Origin of the sequence: Kitasatospora sp. NPDC058492 (assembly GCF_042720685.1) — a bacterium.
In the GTDB taxonomy this organism is placed as follows: domain Bacteria; phylum Actinomycetota; class Actinomycetes; order Streptomycetales; family Streptomycetaceae; genus Kitasatospora.
This window is the reverse complement of record NZ_JBHXMU010000011.1, coordinates 116,026-139,897: the sequence shown is the minus strand read 5'-3', so window position 1 is coordinate 139,897 and position 23,872 is coordinate 116,026. Positions and strand designations below refer to the sequence as shown.

At 73.5% G+C, this 23,872-nt stretch carries 21 protein-coding genes; 14 read left to right on the top strand and 7 right to left on the bottom strand.

Annotated elements, in window-relative coordinates; translation table 11 throughout:
* Positions 1–197 precede the first annotated feature (197 nt).
* Positions 198–890 carry a metal-dependent transcriptional regulator gene (locus ACFWPI_RS10690; protein WP_063348173.1) on the top strand — a complete coding sequence of 231 codons (693 nt, stop codon included), beginning with the start codon at positions 198–200 and terminating at the stop codon, positions 888–890.
* Positions 891–1,405: 515 nt separating this feature from the next.
* On the opposite strand, the gene ACFWPI_RS10685 is transcribed toward ACFWPI_RS10690, so the two are convergent.
* Positions 1,406–2,110, bottom strand: a complete 705-nt coding sequence (locus ACFWPI_RS10685; RefSeq protein ID WP_244293629.1) for a bifunctional DNA primase/polymerase — start codon at positions 2,108–2,110, stop codon at positions 1,406–1,408.
* Between the two features lie 315 nt (positions 2,111–2,425).
* Here ACFWPI_RS10685 and ACFWPI_RS10680 point away from each other — a divergent pair, with 315 nt between their 5' ends.
* Both ACFWPI_RS10680 and ACFWPI_RS10675 read left to right on the top strand, forming a co-directional pair.
* On the top strand, positions 2,426–3,802 hold the full coding sequence (locus ACFWPI_RS10680) for a hypothetical protein (protein WP_063348171.1): 1,377 nt from the start codon (positions 2,426–2,428) through the stop codon (positions 3,800–3,802).
* A 324-nt stretch (positions 3,803–4,126) separates the two neighbouring features.
* A complete protein-coding gene (locus ACFWPI_RS10675) occupies positions 4,127–5,350 on the top strand; it encodes a hypothetical protein (RefSeq protein WP_380373271.1) in 1,224 nt (407 codons plus the stop codon).
* Positions 5,351–5,453: 103 nt separating this feature from the next.
* Here the strand turns inward: ACFWPI_RS10675 and ACFWPI_RS10670 are convergent, their stop codons facing one another.
* Positions 5,454–6,752: an ABC transporter substrate-binding protein gene (locus ACFWPI_RS10670; RefSeq protein ID WP_380373269.1), complete on the bottom strand. Its 1,299-nt coding sequence runs from the start codon at positions 6,750–6,752 to the stop codon at positions 5,454–5,456.
* A gap of 174 nt (positions 6,753–6,926) precedes the next feature.
* Here ACFWPI_RS10670 and ACFWPI_RS10665 point away from each other — a divergent pair, with 174 nt between their 5' ends.
* Complete coding sequence (locus ACFWPI_RS10665; RefSeq protein WP_079135686.1) at positions 6,927–7,442, top strand: hypothetical protein; 516 nt, start codon at positions 6,927–6,929, stop codon at positions 7,440–7,442.
* Positions 7,443–7,641: 199 nt separating this feature from the next.
* Positions 7,642–8,508 carry a formyltetrahydrofolate deformylase gene (gene purU, locus ACFWPI_RS10660; protein WP_380373266.1) on the top strand — a complete coding sequence of 289 codons (867 nt, stop codon included), beginning with the start codon at positions 7,642–7,644 and terminating at the stop codon, positions 8,506–8,508.
* A gap of 33 nt (positions 8,509–8,541) precedes the next feature.
* On the opposite strand, the gene ACFWPI_RS10655 is transcribed toward purU, so the two are convergent.
* Both ACFWPI_RS10655 and ACFWPI_RS10650 read right to left on the bottom strand, forming a co-directional pair.
* Positions 8,542–9,777, bottom strand: coding sequence for a zf-HC2 domain-containing protein (locus ACFWPI_RS10655; protein ID WP_380373263.1), 1,236 nt, complete (start codon positions 9,775–9,777; stop codon positions 8,542–8,544).
* Positions 9,774–10,445 carry a sigma-70 family RNA polymerase sigma factor gene (locus ACFWPI_RS10650; protein ID WP_363371749.1) on the bottom strand — a complete coding sequence of 224 codons (672 nt, stop codon included), beginning with the start codon at positions 10,443–10,445 and terminating at the stop codon, positions 9,774–9,776. Before ACFWPI_RS10650 ends, ACFWPI_RS10655 begins: the two co-directional genes overlap by 4 nt.
* A gap of 629 nt (positions 10,446–11,074) precedes the next feature.
* Here ACFWPI_RS10650 and ACFWPI_RS10645 point away from each other — a divergent pair.
* Positions 11,075–11,548: an ATP-binding protein gene (locus ACFWPI_RS10645; protein WP_063348164.1), complete on the top strand. Its 474-nt coding sequence runs from the start codon at positions 11,075–11,077 to the stop codon at positions 11,546–11,548.
* Between the two features lie 456 nt (positions 11,549–12,004).
* On the opposite strand, the gene ACFWPI_RS10640 is transcribed toward ACFWPI_RS10645, so the two are convergent.
* A complete protein-coding gene (locus ACFWPI_RS10640) occupies positions 12,005–12,976 on the bottom strand; it encodes a GlxA family transcriptional regulator (RefSeq protein ID WP_063348163.1) in 972 nt (323 codons plus the stop codon).
* A 196-nt stretch (positions 12,977–13,172) separates the two neighbouring features.
* Between ACFWPI_RS10640 and ACFWPI_RS10635 the strand changes: the two genes are divergently transcribed.
* The 4 genes from ACFWPI_RS10635 to ACFWPI_RS10620 all read left to right on the top strand — a co-directional run bounded on the left by ACFWPI_RS10635 (position 13,173) and on the right by ACFWPI_RS10620 (position 16,779).
* Positions 13,173–14,504, top strand: coding sequence for an MFS transporter (locus tag ACFWPI_RS10635; protein WP_380373260.1), 1,332 nt, complete (start codon positions 13,173–13,175; stop codon positions 14,502–14,504).
* 45 nt (positions 14,505–14,549) lie between these two features.
* A complete protein-coding gene (locus tag ACFWPI_RS10630) occupies positions 14,550–15,077 on the top strand; it encodes a GNAT family N-acetyltransferase (RefSeq protein WP_063348161.1) in 528 nt (175 codons plus the stop codon).
* Positions 15,078–15,214: 137 nt separating this feature from the next.
* Complete coding sequence (locus ACFWPI_RS10625) at positions 15,215–15,559, top strand: DUF4229 domain-containing protein (RefSeq protein ID WP_063348160.1); 345 nt, start codon at positions 15,215–15,217, stop codon at positions 15,557–15,559.
* A 29-nt stretch (positions 15,560–15,588) separates the two neighbouring features.
* Positions 15,589–16,779: a LacI family DNA-binding transcriptional regulator gene (locus ACFWPI_RS10620; RefSeq protein WP_380373257.1), complete on the top strand. Its 1,191-nt coding sequence runs from the start codon at positions 15,589–15,591 to the stop codon at positions 16,777–16,779.
* Between the two features lie 91 nt (positions 16,780–16,870).
* On the opposite strand, the gene ACFWPI_RS10615 is transcribed toward ACFWPI_RS10620, so the two are convergent.
* Positions 16,871–18,079: an MFS transporter gene (locus tag ACFWPI_RS10615; RefSeq protein ID WP_380373255.1), complete on the bottom strand. Its 1,209-nt coding sequence runs from the start codon at positions 18,077–18,079 to the stop codon at positions 16,871–16,873.
* 423 nt (positions 18,080–18,502) lie between these two features.
* Here ACFWPI_RS10615 and ACFWPI_RS10610 point away from each other — a divergent pair, with 423 nt between their 5' ends.
* Positions 18,503–19,849, top strand: coding sequence for a dicarboxylate/amino acid:cation symporter (locus tag ACFWPI_RS10610; RefSeq protein WP_063348158.1), 1,347 nt, complete (start codon positions 18,503–18,505; stop codon positions 19,847–19,849).
* Positions 19,850–20,115: 266 nt separating this feature from the next.
* On the opposite strand, the gene ACFWPI_RS10605 is transcribed toward ACFWPI_RS10610, so the two are convergent.
* Entirely contained in the window at positions 20,116–20,319 is a 204-nt protein-coding gene (locus ACFWPI_RS10605; protein ID WP_052580872.1) for a cold-shock protein, read from the bottom strand.
* Positions 20,320–20,687: 368 nt separating this feature from the next.
* Here ACFWPI_RS10605 and ACFWPI_RS10600 point away from each other — a divergent pair, with 368 nt between their 5' ends.
* The 3 genes from ACFWPI_RS10600 (at position 20,688) to ACFWPI_RS10590 (ending at position 23,726) form a co-directional block, all read left to right on the top strand.
* Complete coding sequence (locus tag ACFWPI_RS10600) at positions 20,688–21,590, top strand: menaquinone biosynthetic enzyme MqnA/MqnD family protein (protein ID WP_063348157.1); 903 nt, start codon at positions 20,688–20,690, stop codon at positions 21,588–21,590.
* Between the two features lie 182 nt (positions 21,591–21,772).
* The gene (mqnC, locus tag ACFWPI_RS10595) at positions 21,773–22,993 is read left to right on the top strand and encodes a cyclic dehypoxanthinyl futalosine synthase (protein ID WP_063348156.1); all 1,221 of its coding nucleotides are present in this window, start codon (positions 21,773–21,775) and stop codon (positions 22,991–22,993) included.
* 16 nt (positions 22,994–23,009) lie between these two features.
* On the top strand, positions 23,010–23,726 hold the full coding sequence (locus ACFWPI_RS10590) for a hypothetical protein (RefSeq protein ID WP_380344903.1): 717 nt from the start codon (positions 23,010–23,012) through the stop codon (positions 23,724–23,726).
* The last annotated feature ends 146 nt before the right edge of the window (positions 23,727–23,872 follow it).

Here is a 23,872-nt window from a genome sequence, read left to right as displayed (position 1 = left end):
GGGGCGCCGGCCGGGTGGGGCGGGCCGGGAGGGTCCGGGCCGCCAGTGGAGAAAGCTACGGCGAGCACCGTGGCGCCCCGGCGGCACCGCTGTCAACAGGAACGAAAACCGGGACCCGGGGCCCTTGCGCGGGCCCGGTTGTCGGTGCAGTACGTCAGAATTGGCGGTGAGGACACCGAGGAACGGAGCCAGCGGCGATGTCTGGGCTGATCGACACCACTGAGATGTACCTTCGCACCATCCTGGAGCTGGAGGAGGAAGGCATCGTCCCGATGCGCGCCCGGATCGCCGAGCGACTGGAGCAGAGCGGCCCGACGGTCAGCCAGACGGTCGGCCGGATGGAGCGCGACGGGTTGTTGCAGGTCGCGGGAGACCGCCACCTCGAACTGACCGATGACGGGCGCCGGCTCGCCGTACGCGTCATGCGCAAGCACCGCATCGCCGAGTGCCTGCTCGTCGACGTGATCGGCCTGGAGTGGGAGCAGGTCCACGAGGAGGCCTGCCGCTGGGAGCACGTGATGAGCGAGACGGTCGAGCGCAAGGTGCTCGCCATGCTCGGCCACCCGACCCAGTCCCCGTACGGCAACCCGATCCCGGGCCTGGACGAGCTGGGCGACGCCAAGGCCGAGGGCGAGGGCTTCGACGCCGCGCTCGTCCCGCTGGACACCGTCAAGCCGGGCGACGGCGGTGCCAGCGTGGTGGTCCGCCGGATCGGCGAGCCGATCCAGACCGACGGCGAGCTGATGCGCACGCTGCGCCGGGCCGGGATCCGGCCGGGCTCCACCGTGCGGGTCAGCGCCGGCGTCGCCGGTGTGCTGGTCGGCACCGGGGAGAACGCGGCGGAGCTGGGCAAGGACATCGCCCAGCACGTCTTCGTCGCCCAGGCCTGAGGAACGCGCCCCCCGGGCCCGGAACGCTTCTGGGCCCGGGGAACGCGCTTCCAGGAACGATGCGAAGGGCCCGCTGCTCCCCGTGCAGCGGGCCCTTTCGCCTCCCCGTTCCCTCCCTGTCCCCTCCGTCCCTCCCGTCCCCTCCATCCCCTCCGTTCCCTCCCGGCCCCTCCACCGCCTCGCCCGGCTTCCCCGTCCGAGCGCTCCCTCCGGCGTCCCCTCGCACCGCAATTCCTCCCCTCGGCCGATCATGGCAATCCTTGAGCGTTGTCACTCGTCCGGGGGGCTTTCGTCCATGATCAGCGGGTACACGGAGGCCTTATCCGCACATGCGTGTGACGGGCCCCGCCTCCGGTGGGAGACAAGGCCCGTCAGCCGTGCGCGGGGTGTCGCGCGTTGCGCGCCCTCACCCGATAGGCGGAGGGCGGCCGTTCACGGGGCGGTGAATCGAGGCGGTGAACCGGGTTGGTGAACCGGAGCGGTTAACCGGGGTGGTGAATCGTTGCTGCGCCCGTTCAGCGCACCGCTGCCGCCGGCTGGGCGGGCTGGGGGTGGGCGGCCGCGGGCGCCTCGCGCCCGCAGGCGTAGGCGAGCGGGCTGATCAGCTCGGCGGCGTCGGGCAGCCAGCGGTTGAGCGCCGAGGGGGAGCGGGCCCACTGGGCGTAGCCGGTGCCGCCGATCCGGGACGGCGGGGCGACCGTCCAGTCCCCTTCGCCGCGGGCCACCAGGTCCAGCCGGCCGGGTGGCCAGCCGAGCTTGCGGAGCATCTCCGGCAGCTTGGCCGCGACCCCGGGCAGCACCAGGAAGTGCAGCCGCCGGCCGATCCGGCCGGGCGAGGCGGGCAGCACCGCGACCGGGCCCAGCTGGAGGTCCATCCGCTCCATCCGCGCCAGCGCCAGGCATCCCGCCGTCTCCGGGACGTCCAGGACGTCGAAGGACCGGCCGGTGGGCAGCAGGATCGAGGCCTGCGGCCGCTCGGTCCACCAGCGCCGCACCGCCCCCGGCCCGGCGCTCGCCTTGCGGGCCCAGTCCGCGTCGAGCGGGTGGGCCCCCGGCAGCAGGCAGCGCCGGTCGCCGCAGGAGCAGCGGGCGGGCCCGTCGCCGTCGATCAGCCAGGCGCCGGGAGCGACCTCCCAGTGGCGGTTCTCGGCGTAGCCGACGGCTTCGATGAGCAGCGGGGGCAGTGCGGCGTTCTTGCCCTGGTCGGGGGAGTCGGGGATGTCTTCCACGCGAAGCTCAACTACCGTGTGTGAGGCTGGTTACGGCCCGGCGCAAGCCGGTTGGGCGCATACCGGCAATGTCACTCGAACCGGTTACTCGACCGAGTTGAGGCGGGCGGGGGCAGGCGCAGTGGGGGCGCACAGGAGCATTTCCCAGGGCGCGTGGGGGGTGCGGATCGTCACCGTGGGTATCCCGCTGGCGTTGCTGATCGCTAACCTGGTGTCAGATTCCTTGGACGGTCGGACAGTCGGCAACAGATCAGCAGAATCGTCGCCCGCCGGCCGGGACCGGAGGGTGTGGGGAGGCGAAACCCAATGGCCGCAAGACCACTCGTCGCACGACAGCCCAACGAGCGTCTGCAGCAACTGATCCAGGAGGCCAGCTGCTCCAACGCCGGCCTGGCCCGGAGGGTCAACCTCTGCGGCGCCGAGCACGGTCTGGACCTGCGGTACGACAAGACCTCCGTCGCCCGCTGGCTGCGCGGGCAGCAGCCGCGCGGGCAGGCGCCGGCCGTGATCGCCGAGGCCCTCGGTCGCAAGCTCGGCCGCAGCGTGTCGGTCGAGGAGATCGGCATGGCCGACGGCAAGAACCTCAGCTCCGGCATCGGGCTCCAGTTCGCGCCGACCCTGAACGCCGCCCTGGAGCAGGTCTGCGAGCTCTGGCGCAGCGACGTCGGCCGACGGGACTTCCTGACCGGGGCCACGGTCGCCGCCTCCGCGCTGGTGGAACCCAGCCGGGACTGGCTGATCACCCCGCCCGACCCGGTGGTGGCCCGCACCGGCGGCCCCCGGGTCGGCCCGACCGACGTGGCCGCGATCAAGGCCACCACCGCGATGCTGGTCGACCTGGACCACCGCTTCGGCAGCGGTCACGTGCGCCCGGTGGTCGTGCACTACCTCAACTCGGTGGTCTCCAGCCTGCTCGGCGGGGCGTACCGGGACGAGACCGGGCGCCAACTCTTCGCCGCAGTGGCCCGGTTGACCGAACTGGCCGGTTACATGGCGGTGGACACCGGCCAGCCCGGCCTGGCCCAGCGCTACTACATCCAGGCGCTCCGGCTCGCCCAGGCGGCCGACGACCGCGGCTACGGCGGCTACGTGCTGGCGGCGTCGATGAGCCACCTGGCGGCGACGCTCGGCAACCCGCGGGAGATCGCCCAGCTCGCCCGCGCCGCGCAGGAGGGCGCCCGGACGGTCGCCACCCCGACGGCGATGGCGATGTTCTACGCCGCCGAGGCCCGCGGCCACGCCCTGCTGGGGGATGCCCGCTCCTGCGAGGCGGTGTCGGCCAAGGCGCTGGAGATGATGGAGAAGCGCCGCCCGGAGGACGACCCGGACTGGATCGCCCACTTCGACGACGCCTATCTGTCGGACGAACTGGCCCACTGTCACCGGGACTTGGAGCAGGCCGGCCAGGCCGAGCACTACGCCCGCCGGGCGCTCGACCTGCACCCGCCGACCCGGGTCCGCCGCCGCGCGGTGGACCTCGTCCTGCTCGCCACCGCCCAGTTGCAGCAGCGGGACCTCGAACGCGCCTGTGAGACGGGCGCGCAGGCGGTCCGGCTGCTGAGCGGGCTGCGGTCCAACCGGGGCGTGGAGTACCTGGACGAGTTCCGGCGCCGGCTGGAGCCGTACCGGGAGCAGCGGGTGGTCCGCGAGTTCCACGCCAGGGCGGATGCGGAGGCTGCCTAGAAGCCTCTTGAAGATCTTGCTCTGGCTGCCCGACTCACCCCAGATTGCCGGTAAATGTCAATCAGGTCGAACTGGTACAAGCCGGGCGCGCTTTCAACATCTTCATCAGTCTTCTAGGCCCTGCCCGGGGCACCAGGGCCCGTCCAAGGCCCCGGGCCCCGGCGGGCGGGGTGAGGGGAGCGTGAGGGATGTCCCGCCCGCGTGGCCACCCGGTTCGGCGAACCGGTAGCGTGGGCGCGACGTCCAAGGAACTGTGATGCCCCCAAGAACCGACGAGATGTGGTCCGCCGTCAGCGCGCGGTCGTGCACAGGTGAGGAATCGCGTTGAGCCAGCGCCGCTCGTACCCCAACTCGGGTGACTTCAACCTGGACGACCTGTTCCGCCCCGAGCCCGGCCAGACCCAGGGCGGCGTGCCGGGCCAGCCGCAGGGTCATCCCCAGGGCCACCCGCAGGGGCAGACAGGCGTGCCGCCGGTGGGGCAGCCGTCCGGGCAGCCGGAGTACCTCGGCGAGGGCGGGCATGCGCGGCCGACCCAGGCCATGCCGGCCCAGCCCGCCCCGTGGGCCGGTGCTCCGCAGCCCGGTTACGGCGTCCCGCAGCACGAGCCGGCGCCGGAGACGCAGCACCTCCCGCCCTACCCGGGCGCGGACCCGCACGCGGGCGGCTACCCCACGGGCCAGTCCCAGGCCGGCTACCCGCAGCAGCCCGGTCCGGGCGGCTACCAGGGCTACTCGCAGGCCGGGCAGCCGCAGCCGGTGCCGGCCTACCCCGGTCAGGACTACGGGCAGAACTACGGCCAGGGCTACGCCCAGGACCACGGGCAGGGGCAGGGCTACGGCCAGGACCACGGGCAGGGCTTCGACGCCACCCAGGCGGGCGCGCAGGCTCCGGCCGCCCGTGGCGGCCGCCCGTCCAACAAGCTGATCATCGGCGGGGTGGTGGCCGGCTTCGCGGCGGCCGGCATCCTGGTCGCCGTCCTGGTGAACGGGGACGAAACCACCCCCGCCGCCGACGCCAAGAAGACCCTGCCGGTGGCCGCCACCGGCAGCGCCACCCCCGGCACGGCGAGCGCGAGCAGCTCGGGCACCACCGTCGACCCGGCGGTCAAGGCCCAGGCGCAGCCGCTGTCGGACCTGCTCGGCACCGCGAGCGACAGCCGCTCGGCGGTGGTCGGCGCGGTCGCCTCGGTGCAGAAGTGCGACAAGCTGCCCGAGTCGCAGCAGGCGCTCACCGGCGCGGCCGGCAAGCGGCGCGAACTCCAGACCAAGCTCGGCCAGCTGAAGGCGGACAAGCTGCCCGGCGGCCAGCAGCTGGTCGAACAGCTCAACGCGGCGTGGACCGCCTCCGCGCAGGCCGACGACGAGTACGCGGCCTGGGCCGGGGACTCGCAGGGCGCCTGCGACCCCAAGAAGCTGGACAACCAGCACTACAAGAACGCCGTCCAGGCCAGCGGCGCGGCGACCACCGCGAAGAAGCAGGCCTCGACCCTGTGGAACGCGATCGCCACCCAGACCGGCCTGCCCAGCCGCAGCGACGGCGACCTGTAGGACGGACGAACGGACGGACGGGGGAACGGGCCCGCCGGCCCGCCCCTTCGTCGTCCGTCCTTCGTCATTGGTCCTTCGTCGTCCGTTCTGCGTCGTCCGGGCGTCACGCCGGTGGGCGGCCCCCGGTGAGCACCCAGCGGATGTCCACGAAGCCCGGCTGCTGCAGGGTCATCCGGCCGCCCTTGACCACCTGGTAGGTGACCCAGGTGTTCACCAGCCGCGGTGACTCGGTGCTGGGCAGCATGTTGGGGGTGCCCCAGTTCAGCGGCGGGGTGAGCCCGACGTCGATGCCCTCGCCGCTGTCCAGCAGCCCGGTGACGGTCTTCTCGGTGACCTGCCGGCCGGACGCCGCGACCTTCTCGGCGACCAGCCGGAACACCTCGTACGCGACCCAGGTGGTCTGCACGCCGGGATCGGAGACGTCGATGGTGTGGCCGCCGGTGGCGTCGGCGCGCACCACCGCGCGCAGCCCGTCCCAGACCTTCGCCGACTCCGGCGGGTACCAGCTGGTGACGTAGGTGCCGGCCAGCGGGCCGGAGTCGCCGCCGGTGGAGTCGACCACCGACTGCTGCACGCTGCCGATCACCGAGGCGAACCGGGTGTTCCTCGGGTTCAGCCGGCGGTAGGAGTCCAGCAGGTTGCCGGTCGGCTCGGCGGCGAGGGCGCTGGTGACGCAGTTCGCCGGTTCGTCCTTGCCGATCGCCTTGCGGGCCACCGCCGTGTAGTCGGTGGACTGCTCGGGCGCCTTGACGTCGAGCAGCTTGATGCCGGCCGGCTTGAGCGCGTTGGCCAGGTAGCCGAGCAGGTTGTCGCCGGACGGGGTGTCCGGGCGGACCAGCGCGACGGCCTTGCAGCCGGCCTCGACCAGCTGACGGCCGCTGCCGCCGATCAGCGCGGGCATGCCGCCGTCCACCGGGTACGAGAGCGGGCTGCTGAACTCGGGCTGGGAGAGCCCGTAGCCGCCGATCAGGGGGATGCCGGCGCGCTCCAGGACGGGCATGAAGTCGAAGCCGTACTGGCTGTAGGAGCCGATCACAGCGACCGCTTTGGCGTCCACCGCCCGCTGGGCGCAGGCCTTGGCGCCTTCGGAGGTGTTGTGCTCGTTGCAGGTGAGCACCTGCAGCCGGCGGCCGTTCAGCCCGCCCTTGAGGTTGACGTCCCGGCCGATCGCCTCGGCGAGCGCGGTCATGCCGGGCCGGTCGGCGGAGCCGGTGCCGGACGGGGACCAGGTCATCACGGTGAGGTCGCCGCCGTTGGTGGAGGCATCGGCCGGTCCGCCGCACGCGGAGGCCGAGAAGAGGGTGGGGAGCAGGGCCGCGGCGGTGGCGGCCGCGGCGATCGGGCGGCGGCGGCGCCGCGCGAACTGGTGCCGGGGTTGGAGCGGGTCCCTTCGGCTGGTCATCGGTCTTCCCTCTCTGGGGCGCCATCCGGCGCACCGGAGCAAGCCAAGCCCCGGCGCCACACGCCGAGAGGGCCGAAGTGCGAACGGTCGGATAACGGGAGCTGAAATCCGGCGGGGCACGCGTGTAGATCGGGAGTGGAGTACGAACGGACAGGGAACGTACGATCGTTCTCCATGTCCGCCAGCACAGATTCTTCGCATCGGTCTGCCCGAAACACTTCTCGTCCGGGCCACCGCTCCAGCACGATGAACGGCATGCCGCTCAACGACCTGCCCTGGTGGCGCTGGCGAGCCCGACTGCGCTCGGCGCTGCACATGTTGTCCGACCCCGGTTTCCAGCAGGAGACCTGGCTGAACGGCCGGGAGGGGTACGGCGACGTGACCGACGCCGTCTACCGGCTGGTCGAGGACACCTGGCTGGACCACTGGTCGGCCGAGAAGTACGTGGGCACGATCTTCCGCGACTCCGCCGAGGCCGCCCTGGTCGACGTCGCGGTGCTGCGCGTGGTCCAGCTGCTGCACGAGGTCGGCGCGGACGCCCACGCCTCCGCCTACTTCGGCCACCCCGGCTGGCCGGAGGCGGTCCGGGCCGCGCGCGAGGCGCACGTCGCGCTGGCGGTGAACGACGGGGACGACCCGGACGCGGCGCCCAAGTCGCTGGACGTGCTGCGCATCCTCACCCGGGTCTGAGCCTGGGTCTGAGTCCGGGTCCACGGCGGGGCCGCCGGCCGGGTGCCTGGTCGGCGGCCTAACCGGGTGCCTGGTCGGGCTTTCGGTCGGGCCGCTGAGCAGTGCCGTCCCGCAGTACGGGCAGCGGGGCGGCGACTGTCCAGGATGTGACACGCTGGACCACCCACGAACGCCACGACCTCAGGACGGGATACCCCCAGTGGACCAGCAGCCGGCCAGCGCCCAGTACGTCCTCACGCTGTCCTGCTCCGACAAGCAGGGCATCGTCCACGCCGTCTCCAGCTACCTCTTCATGACCGGCTGCAACATCATCGACAGCCAGCAGTTCGGCGACGGGGACAGCGGGCTGTTCTTCATGCGGGTGCACTTCTCCGCCGCCGAGCCGGTCACCGCCGACAAGTTGCGGGCCAGCTTCGCGGCGATCGGGGCCTCGTTCGGGATGGACTGGCAGATCCACCCGACCGAGCAGCGGATGCGGATCGTCCTCATGGTCAGCAAGTTCGGGCACTGCCTGAACGACCTGCTCTACCGCACCCGGATCGGCGCCCTGCCGGTGGAGATCGCCGCGGTGGTGTCCAACCACACCGACCTGCGCGACCTGACCGAGAGCTACGGCGTCCCGTTCCACCACATCCCGGTCACCCGGGACACCAAGGCCGACGCCGAGCAGCAGCTGCTGGACCTGGTCGCCAAGGAGGACGTCGAACTGGTCGTGCTGGCCCGCTACATGCAGGTGCTCTCGGACCAGCTGTGCACCGCGCTGTCCGGCCGGGTGATCAACATCCACCACTCCTTCCTGCCGAGCTTCAAGGGCGCCAAGCCCTACCACCAGGCGCACGCCCGGGGCGTGAAGCTGATCGGCGCCACCGCGCACTACGTCACCGCCGACCTCGACGAGGGCCCGATCATCGAGCAGGAGGTGGCCCGGGTGACCCACGACGTCACCCCGGACCAGCTGGTCGCGCTCGGCCGGGACGTCGAGTGCCAGGCGCTGGCCCGTGCGGTGAAGTGGCACAGCGAGCACCGGGTGCTGCTGAACGGTACCCGCACGGTGGTCTTCGCGTAGAGCGGTCGGCGTGGTCGGAGCGGCTGTGGCCGTTTACGGCCGCGACAGCAGCGGCAGGGCGTGCAGCACCTCGCGGATCGCGGCCCGGTCGCCGTGCTCGCCGACCGGCAGCCGGTCCGGATCGCGGTGCGCGGCGGCCAACTGGCAGAGCTCCAGGCCGTCCAGCACCATCGAGGCCACCGGCTCGCCGCCGGACGGCCCCGACTCCGGCCCGTCCAGCGGTATCAGCCACTCGCCGGCCGCCGGGCCGTCGATCACCAGCCGCAGCCGCCGGCCCCGGCCTTGGCCCTGGCCCGCCACGGGCGGGAGGTCCGGCGCCCCGGCGGGCTCGGGACGGGTGGCGCGGGCGGCACGCAGGTCGGCCAGTGCCCGCGGGACCATCCGGACCGCCAGGTCCACCATCTGCCGCAGGTGCTGGGGCGCCGGCGGGTCGTACGGGTAGGCGACCGCGCGGGCCACGTCCTCGCCGTGCACGTAGCACTCGAAGGCGCGGTCCACGAAGGCGTCGCGCAGCGGCAGCACGGCGAAGCCGTAGTCGACGGGGGTGTTGCCCCGCGGGGCGAGCGCGGCGGTGCGCACCAGGTCGTGGGTCTGCCGCCGCCACCGCTCCCGCACCGACTGCGGTGGGAGGCCGGCCCGGTCGGCGACCAGCCGGGCGGTGCGCTCGGCGATCCCGGCGTACGGCCCGCCCTGCAGCGGGACCCGGGGCAGGAGCAGGGGCGCCGGCAGCCGCGCGGGCGGCTCCTGCGGCGGCACCCGCCGGGCGGCCGGGGCCGGCGTGGCGCCCGGGCCGGCCGGCACCGGGTCGGGCAGGCCGAGGGCGAGCGCCAGATAGCCGTCCACGGCGGCGAGATGGCACAGCACCTCGGCCGGACGCAGCCGCCCGGTGCCGCCGTGCCACGGCAGGTCGGCCACCTCCTGCCACTCCTCCGGGCCGAGGTCGCGCAGCAGCGCGTCGAGCTTGGCCGTCTCCGCGGTGTACGGCATGCCCCAGGCGGGGACGGGCAGTTCGGCCGGGCGGCGGGCCAGGCACCAGTCGAGCACCTGCTGGCGCAGCGAGTTGGGCTGGTCGAGCGGCTCGTCCAGGGCGAGCCACCCCGCCGCCTCACGCAGCCGGGCGGCCTCCTCGGCGCACTCCGGGCAGGTGTGCAGGTGCTGCTCCAGCTCGGCGGCGTCACGGCTCGGGCAGGCGCCGAGGGCCCAGGCGCCGAGCAGCGAGCGCAGGGCGTCGTGGCGCTCCTCGGTGGTGGGCTCGCTCCGCTCGCTCATGCGCCCCTGTCCCCGTCGTCCCTGTCGCCCGCGTCGTCCCGGTGGTCCCGGTCGTCGGCCCGGTCGTCCTCGCGGCCGTGCCGCTCGTCGTGGCGGGCGCGCTCCTCGGCCAGTTCGGTGGCCAGCAGTTCCAGGCCGAGCCGCATCCGCTGCTTGGCGGCCTGCTCGCTGATGCCGAGCAGCCGGGCCGTCTCCTGGTAGGTGCGGCCGTCGTAGTACGTCACCGCGATGGTCTCACGCAGGGATTGGGGCAGGGAGTCCACCACGTACTGCATGCGCGCGGCGGTGGCCACGGCGCGGATCTCCGCCTCGGCCGCGCCCTCGCCGCCGCCCGGGCCGTCAAGTCCGCTGCCCGGGCCGCCCGGTACCCGCTCGGCGGCCCGCCGCGCCCGCAGCCGGTCGACCGCGCGGCGGTGGGTGAGCGCGCCGAGCCAGGAGCGCAGCGAGCCCTGGGCGGGGTCGAAGTCCTCGGGGTGCTCCCAGACGTGGGCGAATATCTCCCGGGTGAGCTGGGCGGCGGCGGCCTGGTCGGCGAGTATCCGCCCGGCCAGTCCGTGCACCATCGGCGCGAGCTGGTCGTAGATCTCGCCGAGCGCGGTCTCCTCGCCGCGGGCGAGGCGGCGTTGGAGCTGCTCGTCCCAGCGCGGCGCGCGGTCGGGGGTGGCCATCGGGAACCACCCTCCTGCCCGGGTTTCGCTGGCGTACCCAACGGTATCTTGCGGCCGGTCGGCGGCGGGAGCATTCCCCGAAGAACGGAACCCGGGCCTGCGGATCGTCACCCGGGCCGCCATCCGGATCGTCACCCGGCCCGGCGCCCGGCTCAGTGCCCGGTCGTCGCTCGTACCGGTGGCCCGTGCGCGGGGCGGTCCGTGGAGGCCGCTGTTCGAAGGCCGTTGGACATATGTCGCACGGGTGGTTCGCGAGTGGCGGGCCGGGTGCGCGGGGCGTCCGGAGGTAGGTTCGCCACTGCGGGACCGGCGGGTCGGCCCGGGCCGGACGAGTGCCGGTACGAGGCTCGCGAGAGTGAACGGGACAGTATGCACTGCGCTGTCCCCCGATCGCTGGAATATGCCCGAAGCGCTTGCCGAGGTCCGTCCGCCCACTCATCCTGAGGCGTAATCGAGTCGCGGCCAGTGCGCGACGGACGAGTTGGCCCGGACGGGACAGCTCGGGTGAGCGCCGGGCGGGAGCCCGGCCGAGGGCCCGGGTGGCACCGGGCGATGTGCGAGGGTTCGCCGGCTGGACGATCCGGCCCGATCGGGACGATGGCCGAACTGCGAGTGCGGGTGGTGGAGCGGTGCAGGTTCTTCAGGTACAGCTGGCGGTGCAGGCGGACCCGGCCGAGGTCGGCCGGGCCCGTCGGTGGGTGCGCTCGCGGCTGCTGAACCACGGGGTGGACCCGGACGCGCCGGTCGCCGAGACGGTGGTGCTGGTGGTCTCCGAGTTGGTGACCAACGCCGTGGTGCACACCGGGTGTCCGGCGGTGCTGCGGCTCTGCCTGCCGGTGGAGGAGGACCAGGCGGGCGGCGAGCCGGCCGGTCCGCTGCGGGTGGAGGTCGCCGACGCCAGCCGGACGGCTCCCGCCCCACGGCACGCCGGGGCGGACGAGAACGCCACCAACGGGCGCGGCCTGGAGCTGGTCGAGCTGCTCTGCGAGCGCTGGGGCTGGTTCCCGGACGGCTCGGGCAAGCGGGTGTGGTGCGAGATCGGCGCGGACGCCCGGCCGGCGGACCCGCTGGCGGGCGTGGACTGGGCGGCGTTGGCGCAGTAGCGGCAGCGGCAGCGGCAGCCCGGGGCCTGCTCGGTTCGCTGCCGTTCCCGCCGGTGATCGTCGGCGGAGATCACTGGCGGAGATCACCGGCCGAAAGCTGACGCAACCATTCCGAATTTCGGACTACCCATTGACGTGACGTATCCGACTGATCACGCTTGGGTGCGGCTCTCCGTCAGTGAGGGGACGCCGAGGGGACGCCCGAACGCCGCCGCGGTGCTGTTGTCCAGGGGGACCACGCCAGCAGGGGGGCCGTGGACCGCCGGTCGCGGGCGCTCCTTGGCGAGTGCGGAGGGTGCGGCGCGGGTTCAGGGCCCGCGCGTCGCGATTGGATGGTGGCCGGCCGCGCCGTGCTCGGGGTGCACGCGGCCGGCCGCCGTCCGATCCGCCGTTGTCCGGCGGCGCTTTCCGGCCACTCGGCCGAGAGCCGTCCAGGGCACCTGAAGCCGCCCGGGGTCACCCGGGGACGGCGCGGAAGGTTCGCCGGTAGGCGCTCGGGGCGACGTCCAGCCGGCCGCGCAGTTGCAGCCGGAGCGAGGCGGCGGTGCCGAAACCGGACTCCCGGGCGACCTGGTCGATCGTCAGGTCCGTGCGCTCCAGCAGCTGCCGGGCCCGCTCGGTGCGCTGCACGGTGAGCCACTGCCCGGGGCTGGCGCCGGTCTCCTCGCGGAAGCGCCGGGTGAAGGTCCGCAGGCTCATGCCCGCCCGGTCGGCGAGCCGGCTCAGCGCCAGCGGCTGGTCCAGGTGTTCCAGCGCCCAGGCGCGGACGGCGGCGGTGCCCTGGCCGGTGGAGTCCACCGGGCTCGGGGCCTCGACGTACTGCTTCTGGCCGCCCTCGCGCCACGGCGGCACCAGGCAGTTGCGGGCCACCGCGTTGGCCACCGCGCTGCCGTGGTCGCGGCGGACCACGTGCAGGCACAGGTCCACCCCGGCGGCCACCCCGCCGGAGGTGAGGACGTCGCCGTCGTCGGTGTAGAGCACGTCCGGGTCCAGCCGCACCTTCGGGTACAGCTCGGCGAAGCGCCGGGTGTAGCGCCAGTGGGTGGTGGCCGGGCGGCCGTCCAGCAGCCCGGCGGCGGCCAGCAGGAAGGACCCAGTGCAGATCGACATCAGCCGGGTGCCGGGCCGGATCCGGCCCAGCGCGGCGGCCAGTTCGGGGGTGAAGGCGGCGTCGACGGTGGCCGTGCTCGCGTCGGCGGAGGCCGGGATCACCACCGTGTCGGCCCGCTCCAGCAGTTCGGGCCCGTGGTCGACGCTGATCCGGAAGTCCGCGCTGGTGGCGATCGGCCGGCCGTCCAGCGTGCAGGTGGCGACCTCGTAGAGCGGCCGCCCGGCCGGGTCCTTGGCGCCGCCGAAGATGCGGGCGGGGATGCCGAGTTCGAAGGCGATCACGCCGTCGAGGGCGAGTACCGCGACCAGGTGGGCCATGCCGTTCCCCTTCGGTGGTGCGGCCGCCCGGGCCGGTTGGGTCGGGTCGGCCGGTCGGTTCGGTCGGTCGGGTCGGTCGGTTCGGGCCAGTCCGGCCGGTTCGGGCCAGGGTACGCCGGGACCGTGGCCCGATTCTTGCGAAAGCTGTCATTCAGGCCACTCGTCGCGGCCGCGCCGCTTCGGGACACTCGTCCGCGTGACCGAACGCAACGCCCCCGCCCCCGCCCCCGCGCCCGCCCCCGAAGGACCCGTCCGCCCCGCCCGTCCGACCCGCTTCCGGGTGCACTACGCCTGGGTGGTGGCCGGTGTCTCGCTGCTGGTCCTGCTCGGCTCGGCCGGCTTCCGGTCCACGCCCAGCCTGATGATGGACGCCCTGCACAACGAGTTCGGCTGGTCGCTCGGGACGATATCCAGCGCCACCTCCGTCAACCTGACCCTCTACGGCCTCACCGCCCCCTTCGCCGCCGCCCTGATGGACCGTTTCGGCGTGCGCCTGGTGGTGGTCTGCGCGCTGCTGACCATCTCGGTCGGCTCCGGGCTCACCATGCTGATGCGCGAGCCCTGGCAACTGGTGCTCTGCTGGGGCGTGCTGGTGGGCCTGGGCAGCGGCTCGATGGCCGGCGCCTTCGCCACCACCATCACCGGCCGCTGGTTCCAGGCCCGCCAGGGCCTGGTCACCGGCGTGCTGACCGCCGCCGGGGCGGCGGGAAACCTGGTGTTCCTGCCGGTCGGCGCCTGGCTGGTCGAGCACCACGGCTGGCGCTCGGCGGTGATCGTGGTCTCGCTCGCGGCCAGCGCGGTCGCCGTCCCCGTCCTGCTGCTGATGCGCGAGCGGCCCGCCGACCTCGGCCTGCTCCCGTACGGGGCGACCGAGGAGCCGCCGGCGCCCGCCGCCGACGGCCGCGCCCTGACCCGCTCGCTGCGGGTGCTGCGGGACGCCGCCCGGAGCCGGGCGTTCTGGCTGCTGTCCGGCTCCTTCGCGATCTGCGGCGCCACCACCGCCGGCCTGGTCGGCACCCACTTCATCCCGGCCGCCCACGACCACGGCATGCCGGTGACCACCGCGGCCGGCCTGCTCGCCATGATCGGCGTCTTCGACGTGGTCGGCACCATCTTCAGCGGCTGGCTCACCGACCGGGTCGACTCCCGGATCCTGCTGGTCACCTACTACGGGCTGCGCGGGATCTCGCTGCTCCTGCTGCCGCAGCTGCTCGCCGGCTCGCTGCAACCGCCGATCCTGGCCTTCGTCATCTTCTACGGCCTGGACTGGGTGGCCACCGTGCCGCCGACCGTCGCGCTGTGCCGCCGGCACTTCGGCGGGGACGCCCCGATCGTCTTCGGCTGGGTGCTGGCCAGCCACCAGATCGGCGCGGCCGTCGTCGCCGGGCTGGCGGGCCTGGCCCGCGACGCGCTCGGGAACTACGACCTCACCTGGTACGGCGCCGGCGCCCTGTGCGTGGTCGCCGTCGGGCTCTGCCTGGCGCTGCGCACCAGCCGGCCGGACCGCTCCGTCCCCGCCCTCTCGTAGGGCGGGCCGGGGGCCTGTCGGACCGGACGGCTAGGCTCCGCGACCATGGCGCTCACCTTCACCCTGGACCCGAAGCTCGACCCGGACCTGCGCACCGCCGTCGTCCGACTGTGGGCCGACGTCACCAACGCCGGCGGCGCGGTCGGCTTCGTGGCGCCGGTGACGGAGGACGAGGTCTGGGACACCGCCGACCACCAGTTCGCCGGGGTCGAGCCGGACGGCCCGGACCGGCTGCTGGTCGCCCACGAGAGTGACACCGGCCGGCTGGTCGGTGTCCTCTTCTTCGAGTCGATGCGCTTCGACCTGATGGAGCACTGGCGGATGCTCAAGCGGGTCATGGTGCACCCCGACTGCCAGGGCCGCGGCTACGGTGCCCGGCTGCTCGCCGAGGCCGAGCGGATAGCCCGGGAGTGGGGCCTGGAGAGCCTGCGGCTGACCGCGCGCGGCGGCCAGGGCCTGGAGCGCTTCTACACCCGCTGCGGCTACCGGGAGGTCGGCCGGGTGCCGGCCGCGATCCGGGTCGCCCCCGGGGACGACCGCGACGACATCACCCTCTGGCTCGACCTGCGCTGAGCGGCGGGTCCGGTCGGGCGGCGGCGGGCGGGGGACGGGCGCCCCCTTCCCCTCGCCGCCCGTCAGGCATGCTTCACTGGGAGACCGGCCCCCGCCCAGACCAGTGAAAAGCCAGACCAGTGAAAAGGATGTGTCCCGTGAGCAGCACCGGCCAGGAGAAGTCGCACGCCACGCTCCGCTACACCTCCCTGCGGGTCAGCATCTTCCTCGGCTGCCTGCTGGTCGCCCTGCTGCTCGGGCACTTCAAGATCATCCCGGTCAGCGGCCAGGCCGGCGTGATCTTCCTGTTCCTGCTGGCCGCGATCGCGTCCGCGCCGCTCAGCTACGTGCTGCTGAGCCGTCAGCGCGACGACATGTCCGCCCAGATCACCACCAAGGTCTCCGGCCTGCGCAGCCGCACCGCCGAGCGGATCGCCGCGCAGAACGCCGAGGAGGACGCCGTCGACGAGGCGGCCCGGACGGCCGCCGTCCGGCAGAGCTGACCCCGGCCGGACCCGCGACCGCAGCCGCCGTGCCCGACTCCGCCGCCTCGGACGCCTCCGCTTCCGACCCCGACCCCGCTTCCGCTTCTGCGGCTTCCGAGCCCGGACCGGCCGACCCGCCGTCCGGGCCGTCCGCGTTGCGCGGGTCGGCCGTCGAGGGGGCGCCCGTCGAGGCGGAGGCCGGGACCTGGCCGGCCCCGGTGCGTCGGCCCACCGGCCGGGACGTGGCCAGGCTCGCCGGGGTCTCCCAAGCCACCGTCTCACTGGTCTTCTCCGGCGCGGAGGCCGGCCGCAGGGTCTCCGACGCCACCCGGGAGCGGGTCCGGGAGGCCGCCCGCAGCCTCGGCTACCGCCCGCAGGCGGCCGGCCGGCAGCTGCGGCTCGGCCGTAGCGGGATGATCCTGCTGGCGGTGCCGAACATCCTCGGCCCGTTCTTCGGCCGGGTGCTGGAGGGCGTCCACGAGGAGGCCGGCCGGCACGGCCTGGCGGTCGTGGTCAGCTCCGGCTGGGGGAGCGCCACCCTCGCCGAGGCCGCTACCACCAGCCGCTTCGACGGCCTGCTGATCTGCTCCCCGGACGACAGCCAGCTCGGCGAGCTGCCCGCCGACACCCCCGCCGTCTTCCTCGACGCCGACCCGGGCACCGACCGGGCCCGGCCGACCGTCGAACTCGACGTGGCGGGCGGGATGCGCGCCGCCGTCGAGCACCTGGCCGGGCTCGGCCACCGCCGGATCGGGCGGCTGCGCTCCACCCACTCCGCGTACACGTTCCGGGTGCGGCAGGCCGCGTTCGAGCAGGTCGCCGCCGAACTCGACCTGGAGGTCGTGGAGTTGGGCGTGAGTCTGAACGAGGGCCAGCCGGCCGCGCGGAGCGTGGCGCACCGCCTGCTGGAGCGCCCGGACCGCCCGCGCGCGGTGATCTGCGACGACGACGTGGTCGCCTCCGGGGTGTACCAGGCCGCCGCCGAGCTGGGGCTGAGGGTGCCGGCCGACCTGTCGGTGGTCGGCATGGACAACGTCGCGGTGGCCGCGCTGCTGGCCCCGCCGCTGACCACCGTCGACCTGCCCGGCGAGGAGCTGGGCCGGGTCGGCGCGGCGGCGCTGGCGGGCCTGCTGCGCGGCGAGCGGGCGGCGCCCGTCCCGCCGCTGGCCACCTCGCTGGTGCTGCGCTCCTCCACCGCGTCGGCGGTCGGCGGGCCGGGGCGGGGCGCGCAGCAGTAGGTAGTAGGAGAAGCAGTAGGTAGTAGTAGGGGAGAACGAAAGACCGCGCCCGCCGGCCAGACCCCGGTGGGCGCGGTCGTCTGTGGGGGCCTCAGCCCACCTGCACCGGCTGCACCGACGGCGTCGGCGGCACCGGGTGGAACCAGCGGCGGGCGCCGAACAGCAGCAGGGCGCCGAGCGCGATCCCGCCCGCCGCGCACAGCGCCACCGGCCGCAGCGAGTCCTCGGCCAGGTTGCCGGACACCGCGTAGCCGAGCGAGTTGCCCGTCGCGAACAGCGTCACCAGCCAGGCGAACGCCTCGGTCACCGTCCCGGTCGGCGCCAGCTCGGCGACCAGCACGAACGCCGCCGCCAGCAGCGGCGCCAGCCCGATCCCGGAGAGGAAGGCCAGCGCGGCCATCGGGTAAGGCCCGGGCAGCAGCACCAGTGGCAGGTAGGACGCGGCCATCGCGAGCGCCATGACCCAGGTGCGGGTGGCCGTGCTGCTGCGCCACTTCACCGCGCCGTAGGCGAGCGCGCCGAGCAGGCCGCCGAGCGCCGCCAGCGCCAGCAGGGTGCCCGCGCCGCCGGGCAGGGCGTCGGCGTGGTGCTCGGCGTAGGCGATGAACAGCACGTTCTGCGCGCCGACGGCCCAGCCGGCCCCGGCCAGTCCGACCAGCAGCAGCACCAGGCCGGGGGAGCGCAGCGGGCCGAGCAGCCCGGCGGAGTGTGCGCGGGCCGGGGCGCGCCAGGCCCGGGCCGGGGCGGTGGTGGCCACGATCAGCGCGCCGGCCAGCCCCAGTCCGGCGGCCATCCAGAGCGCGGCGACCGGGCTGAACAGGCCGGCGATCCCGGCGACGGCCAGCGGGCCGGCCACGTAGAGGATCTGCTGGGAGGCGGAGTCGAAGGCGTAGGCGGTGTCGAGCTGCTCCTCCTCCACCACGTCCGGCCAGAGCGAGCGCAGGCAGGGTTCGAGCGGGGGCATGGCGAGCCCGGCGATCGCGGCGCCGAGCGGGGCGGCGATCCCGGAGCCGGGGGCGAGGGCGAGCAGCGCGTACCCGCCGCCGGCGAGCACGGCGGAGGCGAGCAGGACGCGGGGCTGCCCGGTGCGGTCCACGATCCGCCCGAGCACCGGCCCGCCGACGGCGGCGGAGATCGCGTAGGCGGCGGTGGCCAGTCCGATCCGCCCGTACGGCGCGCCGGCCTCGCGCAGGGCGAGGGCGATCACCAGGGCGGTCATGCCGGCGGGCAGGCGGCCGAGCAGGGTGCCGAGGAGCAGGCGGCTGACGTGGGGGGCGCGGAGCAGGGCGAGGTAGCCCATCGGCGTCTTCTCCGGTCTGGGCAGGCGAGGGCGGGGACGCCGTCAAAGTTATACGTATAACCGCTCAGCGGTCAATCGGGCCGGTGAGGATGATCTGATGGTGCGTCAGCTTCGTTCGTGTCCGGATCTCACCCCAACCTCAAACAACTACTTTGAACATCTCAAACCTTTGCTGCTAATGTGTCGGCCATGACCACCTCAGACGCATCGCGGAAGAACGGCCAGGGCTCGCTGCCCGGCGCCGCCCGCCCGTGCGCTCTGACCGGTGCTGTGGACAGCCCGCGCCGTTGTCGCGCCACGAGCTGTATCCCGGCGGCACGCCCCTGACCGGGGGCCGGGACCTCCCCACCCGGCCCGCGCGCCGTGCCGCCTCCTCCGCCACACCCCACCGTCAGCAACGCCCTCCCCCGGAGCCGCACCGTCATGTCCACAGCGCCCGAGGCGACCCCGTCGCCGTCCGTGCTCGCGAGAATCCGCAAGACCCCGTTCTGGGTCCAGATCGTCGGCGGCCTGCTGCTCGGCGTCGGCCTGGGCTACCTGGCCCGCGCCGCCGACATCTCCTGGCTGGCCACCACCCTGGAGACCATCGGCAAGATCTTCGTCCAGCTGCTCAAGCTGGCCGTCCCGCCGCTGGTGTTCACCGCGATCGTGGTGAGCGTCGCCAACCTGCGCAACGTCACCAACGCGGCCCGCCTGGCCACCCGCACGCTGCTCTGGTTCATGATCACCTCGCTGATCGCGGTGGCCGTCGGCCTGGGCCTGGGCCTGCTGACCAACCCCGGCCAGGGCACCAACCTCAAGACCGACGGCCTCAAGGCGCTCGACTCCAAGGGCTCCTGGATCGACTTCCTGACCGGGATCTTCCCGACCAACATCGTCGACGCCTTCGCCAAGGTGAACGTCCTGCAGATCGTCTTCATGGCGGTCGTGGTCGGCGCGGCGATCATCAAGCTCGGCAGCAAGGCCGAGCCGGTCCTCAAGCTCAGCGAGTCCGTCCTGGAGCTGACCCAGACCGCCCTGTGGTGGGTCATCCGGCTCTCCCCGCTCGGCACCCTCGGCCTGATCGGCAAGTCCGTCGCCAAGTACGGCTGGGACCTGCTCAAGCCCTTCGCCACGCTGACCCTCGACATCTACGTCGGCTGCGCGCTGGTGCTGTTCGTCGTCTACTCGCTGCTGCTCAAGTTCGCCGCCGGCCTGAACCCGGTCAACTTCTTCAAGGGCGCCTGGCCCGCGATCCAGCTGGCCTTCGTCTCGCGCTCCTCGGTCGGCACCCTGCCGGTCACCCGCCGCGTCACCGAGCGCCTCGGCGTCCCCAGCGAGTACGCGTCCTTCTCCGTGCCGTTCGGCGCCACCACCAAGATGGACGGCTGCGCCTCGATCTACCCGGCGATCGCCGCGATCTTCGTCGCCCAGGTCTACAACATCGACCTCGGCATCCGGGACTACCTGCTGATCGCCTTCGTCTCGGTCGTCGGCTCGGCCGCCACCGCGGGCCTCACCGGTGCGATCATCATGCTGACGCTCACCCTCTCCACCCTGGGCCTGCCCCTGGAGGGCGTCGGCCTGCTGCTCGCCATCGACCCGATCCTCGACATGATGCGCACCGCGACCAACGTCGCGGGCCAGGTGCTGGTACCGGTCCTGGTGGCCTCGCGGGAGAAGATCCTCGACGTCGCCGCCTACAACCGCCCCTCCGGCGACCTGTACGAGGACGCGCCGTCGGCCGTCGTCCCGGCGCAGGCGGACAAGGCGGCCCCGGTGGCCGCCTGATCCCCGCCGGCTCGGCGACAAGGGCCCGCTCCCGCACCGTTCCCCGGTGCGGCAGCGGGCCCTTGTGCGTGCCACTGGGGCGCGGGGGCGCGGGTGCTGGCGCGTGCTCGTGTGCTGCTCTCCGGGGCGGCGGCCAGGGGAAAAGGCAGGGGGCCCGCCGGTTGGGCGGGCCCCCTTGGGTGTTGCTCTTGTGCTCATGGTGACGGCTGTCGGGAGCCGCCGACGGACCCGCTGGGGTCCCGAGCGATCAGAACATCAGAAGATGGTCAGATGGGGGTGACGTTCTCCGCCTGCGGGCCCTTCGGGCCCTGGGTGACGTCAAAGTTCACCGCCTGGTTCTCCTCCAGCGAGCGGAAGCCGCTCGCGTTGATGGCGGAGTAGTGGACGAAGACGTCGGGGCCGCCGCCCTCCTGGGCGATGAAGCCGAAGCCCTTCTCAGCGTTGAACCACTTGACGGTTCCCGTGGCCATGCCGTTCTCCTTGCGAGGGACGTGTCGGGGCCACACCGTGTGGCACCCGGTCCGCTGCGCTGATCGCCCTGCCTCCGGACGAGTCCGAAGTTTTTCGATATTGCTGAAAAACTACAAAAAGCCCGCGGTTACATGCTCCGCAGGCTTCAAGTACTGCAAGGGGAATCAAACTGCAACTGAGGGCAACGCTAGCATGCGGTCGCTGTGACGACCAGGGGTGAACTGCGGCCCCCACGACGCGTGTCGTAGGCCCTCGCAGGCGCGTCCCGCAGGCCTCGCGAGCGCGTGTCGGGTGCCCGGTGCAGGCCTTTGTGAACAGCAGGCATACGCTGCGGGAAAGCGCACGAACAGTACAAGGGAGCGGCGCAGTGGCAGCACCGGACGGACAATCGCGGGAGCCCCAGGAACACACCCCGGTCAGGCCTCGCGTCGGCCACATCCAGTTCCTGAACTGCGTACCCCTCTACTGGGGCCTCGCCAGGACCGGCAACCTGCTCGACCTCGACCTCACCAAGGACACCCCGGAGAAGCTGAGCGACCAGCTCGTCGACGGCTCGCTGGACATCGGTCCGATCACCTGCGTGGAGTACCTGCGCAACGCCGACGACCTGCTGGTCCTGCCCGACATCGCGGTCGGCAGCGACGGCCCGGTGATGTCCTGCCTCATCGTCAGCAAGGTGCCGCTCGCCGACCTGGACGGCCGCCGCGTCGCCCTCGGCTCCACCAGCCGCACCTCCGTCCGGCTCGCCCGGCTGCTGCTGGAGGAACGCGAGGGCGTCCGCCCCGACTACTTCAGCTGCCCGCCCGACCTCAGCTCGATGCTCGCCGAGGCCGACGCCGCCGTCCTGATCGGCGACCCGGCGCTGCGCGCCTACCTCGGCCAGGCCGCCGACCTCGGACTGACCGTCCACGACCTCGGCGAGATGTGGAAGGAGTGGACCGGCCTGCCGTTCGTCTTCGCCGTCTGGGCCGTGCGCCGCGAGTTCGCCGAGCGCCGTCCGGAACTGACCGCGGCCGTGCACCGGGCCTTCCTGGAGTCCCGCGACCTCTCACTGGTCGAGGCCGCCAAGGTCGCCGAACAGGCCGCCCGCTGGGAGGCCTTCGGCGCGGACGTGCTGGAGCGGTACTTCAGCGAGGCCCTCGACTTCTCGCTCGGCGAGCGGCAGCTGGCCGGCGTCGCCGAGTTCGCCCGCCGGGTCGCGCACGACAGCGGCTTCGCGTCGGACGTCGCGGTGCGGCTGCTGGAGCCGGCGGCGCTGCCGGTCGGTTGAGCGCGGCGGGGCGCTCCGGTGCTCCGGTGCACCGGCTCCGGTGCTCCGGGGCCGACGGGCAGCGGGCTGACGCGGACGCTCGAAAGGCCTGGCGTAGGCTGGTTCGGCCGTACCCGGACGCCCGTCGTCCGGGGGGCGGCAGCGCCGAGAACTGCAGTATCCGAGAGAGAGAAGGCGGCCAGGTGACCGAGCTCGCAGCGACCACCCTCGATGCGCCCAGCACCGATTTGCAGGCCGTGCTCGACCGCGCCGCCGGCGGTGGCCGGATCACCCCGGAGGAGGCGCTGGAGCTGTACCGCTCGGCGCCGCTGCACGCGCTCGGCTCCGCCGCCGACGCGGTGCGCCGCCGCCGCTACGCCGGTACCGAGCACATCGCGACGTACATCATCGAGCGCAACATCAACTACACCAACGTCTGCGTGACGGCGTGCAAGTTCTGCGCCTTCTACGTGCCGCCGAAGAGCGACAAGGGCTGGTCCCGCGAGCTCGACGAGATCCTGCGCCGCTGCGCCGAGACCGTCGAACTGGGCGGCACCCAGATCATGTTCCAGGGCGGCCACCACCCGGACTACGGCGTGGAGTACTACGAGCGCGCTTTCTCGGCCATCAAGGCCGACTTCCCGCAGCTGGTGATCCACTCCCTGGGTGCCTCCGAGGTCGACCACATGGCCCGGATCTCGGGCGTCTCGATCGAGGAGGCCATCACCCGGATCCACCGGGCCGGCCTGGACTCCTTCGCCGGCGCCGGCGCCGAGCTGCTGCCCGCGCGGCCGCGCAAGGCGATCGCCCCGCTCAAGGAGTCCGGCGAGCGCTGGCTGGAGATCATGGAGGCCGCGCACGGCCTCGGCGTGGAGTCCACCTCCACCATGCTGATGGGCACCGGCGAGACCAACGCCGAGCGGATCGAGCACCTGCGGATGATCCGCGACGTGCAGGACCGCACCGGCGGCTTCCGGGCCTTCATCCCCTACACCTACCAGCCGCAGAACAACCACCTGAAGGGCTCGACGCAGGCCACCGTCTTCGAGTACCTGCGGATGATCGCGATCGCCCGCCTGTTCCTCGACAACATCGCCCACATCCAGGGCTCCTGGCTCACCACCGGCAAGGAGGCCGGCCAGCTGTCGCTGCACTACGGTGCGGACGACCTCGGCTCGGTCATGCTGGAGGAGAACGTCGTCTCGGCGGCCGGTGCCAAGCACCGCTCCAACCTCACCGAGCTGATCCACCTCATCCGGGCCGCCGACCGCGTCCCGGCGCAGCGCGCGACCACGTACGAGCACCTGCGGGTGCTGGACGACCCGGCCAACGACCCGGTGGACCCTCGGGTCGCCTCGCACATCGCCTCCACGGCGATCGAGGGCGGCACCGCGCACCCCGAGCTGAAGATCCTGGACAACTGAGGCCCGGGGCACCGCCGTGCTGACCCTGCACCGGGCGGCCCTGGTGCTGCCCGACCCGGCCGACCCCACCGCCCCGTCCCTCCCGGACGGGGCGGTGCTGGTGCGCGGCGACCGCGTCGAGGCCGTCGGACCGTACCGGGAACTGGCCGCCGCGCACCCGGGGGCGCGACTGCGGGACTGGGGCGCCGCGGTGCTCACGCCGGGGCTGCGCAACCCGTACGGGCACCGGCTGCTGGAACACGCCTACCACCCGGACCCGCGCGAGGAGATCGGCGTCGAGCCGGTCGCGGACGGGCTGACGGGCTCCGCCGACGAGGGGCGCTGCGGCGCGAGCGCCCGGCGCGGGCTGCAGCGGATGCTCGGGTTCGGGGTGACGGCGGTGGCCGGGCCGTTCGAGCGGGCCGCGGTGCGCACGGCCGTGGCGCGCTCCGGGCTGGTCGCGCTGCCGGGCGGCCCGGGCACGGGGGGTGGCCCTGAGGCGGGGAGTGGCCCGGGCGCGGGGGGTGGCCCTGGTGCGGTGGGCGCGGGGGACTGCCTGCTGGGCCTGGGAGACGGCCCGCTGGACCCGCTGTCGGTGCTGCCGCTCGCGGCGGCCGTGCACGGCCGGGTGGCGGCGGGCGGCCGGGCCGACTTCGCGGTGTTCCCGGCCGTTGGGGAGGGCTTCGCCCAGCCATCGCCGGGCGGTTGCCTGGCCGCCGTACTGGGCGGGCGGTTGGTGTACCGGCGGCGCTGAACGAGGCCGGGAACCGGGCGACGTACTCGCCGGTAGTCGGACTTCCTTGCGGCGTACGGCACTTCCTTCGTGTGCCGCCGAACTCCACTGTCCACCCTGTGGGGTGATTCCCCCTTCGCCGTGACCTGAGGGCCCGCCAGCGGATA

Bases quoted from the DNA above. Each gene is read 5' to 3' on its own strand.
- ACFWPI_RS10670 (WP_380373269.1), bottom strand. From the start codon at position 6,752: ATGACCAGCCGAAGGGACCCGCTCCAACCCCGGCACCAGTTCGCGCGG.
- ACFWPI_RS10605 (WP_052580872.1), bottom strand. From the start codon at position 20,319: ATGGCCACGGGAACCGTCAAGTGGTTCAACGCTGAGAAGGGCTTCGGC.
- ACFWPI_RS10650 (WP_363371749.1), bottom strand. From the start codon at position 10,445: ATGGCCACCCCCGACCGCGCGCCGCGCTGGGACGAGCAGCTCCAACGC.
- ACFWPI_RS10610 (WP_063348158.1), top strand. From the start codon at position 18,503: ATGTCCACAGCGCCCGAGGCGACCCCGTCGCCGTCCGTGCTCGCGAGA.
- ACFWPI_RS10630 (WP_063348161.1), top strand. From the start codon at position 14,550: ATGGCGCTCACCTTCACCCTGGACCCGAAGCTCGACCCGGACCTGCGC.
- ACFWPI_RS10655 (WP_380373263.1), bottom strand. From the start codon at position 9,777: ATGAGCGAGCGGAGCGAGCCCACCACCGAGGAGCGCCACGACGCCCTG.
- ACFWPI_RS10615 (WP_380373255.1), bottom strand. From the start codon at position 18,079: ATGGGCTACCTCGCCCTGCTCCGCGCCCCCCACGTCAGCCGCCTGCTC.
- ACFWPI_RS10640 (WP_063348163.1), bottom strand. From the start codon at position 12,976: ATGGCCCACCTGGTCGCGGTACTCGCCCTCGACGGCGTGATCGCCTTC.
- ACFWPI_RS10680 (WP_063348171.1), top strand. From the start codon at position 2,426: ATGGCCGCAAGACCACTCGTCGCACGACAGCCCAACGAGCGTCTGCAG.
- ACFWPI_RS10690 (WP_063348173.1), top strand. From the start codon at position 198: ATGTCTGGGCTGATCGACACCACTGAGATGTACCTTCGCACCATCCTG.
- ACFWPI_RS10665 (WP_079135686.1), top strand. From the start codon at position 6,927: ATGTCCGCCAGCACAGATTCTTCGCATCGGTCTGCCCGAAACACTTCT.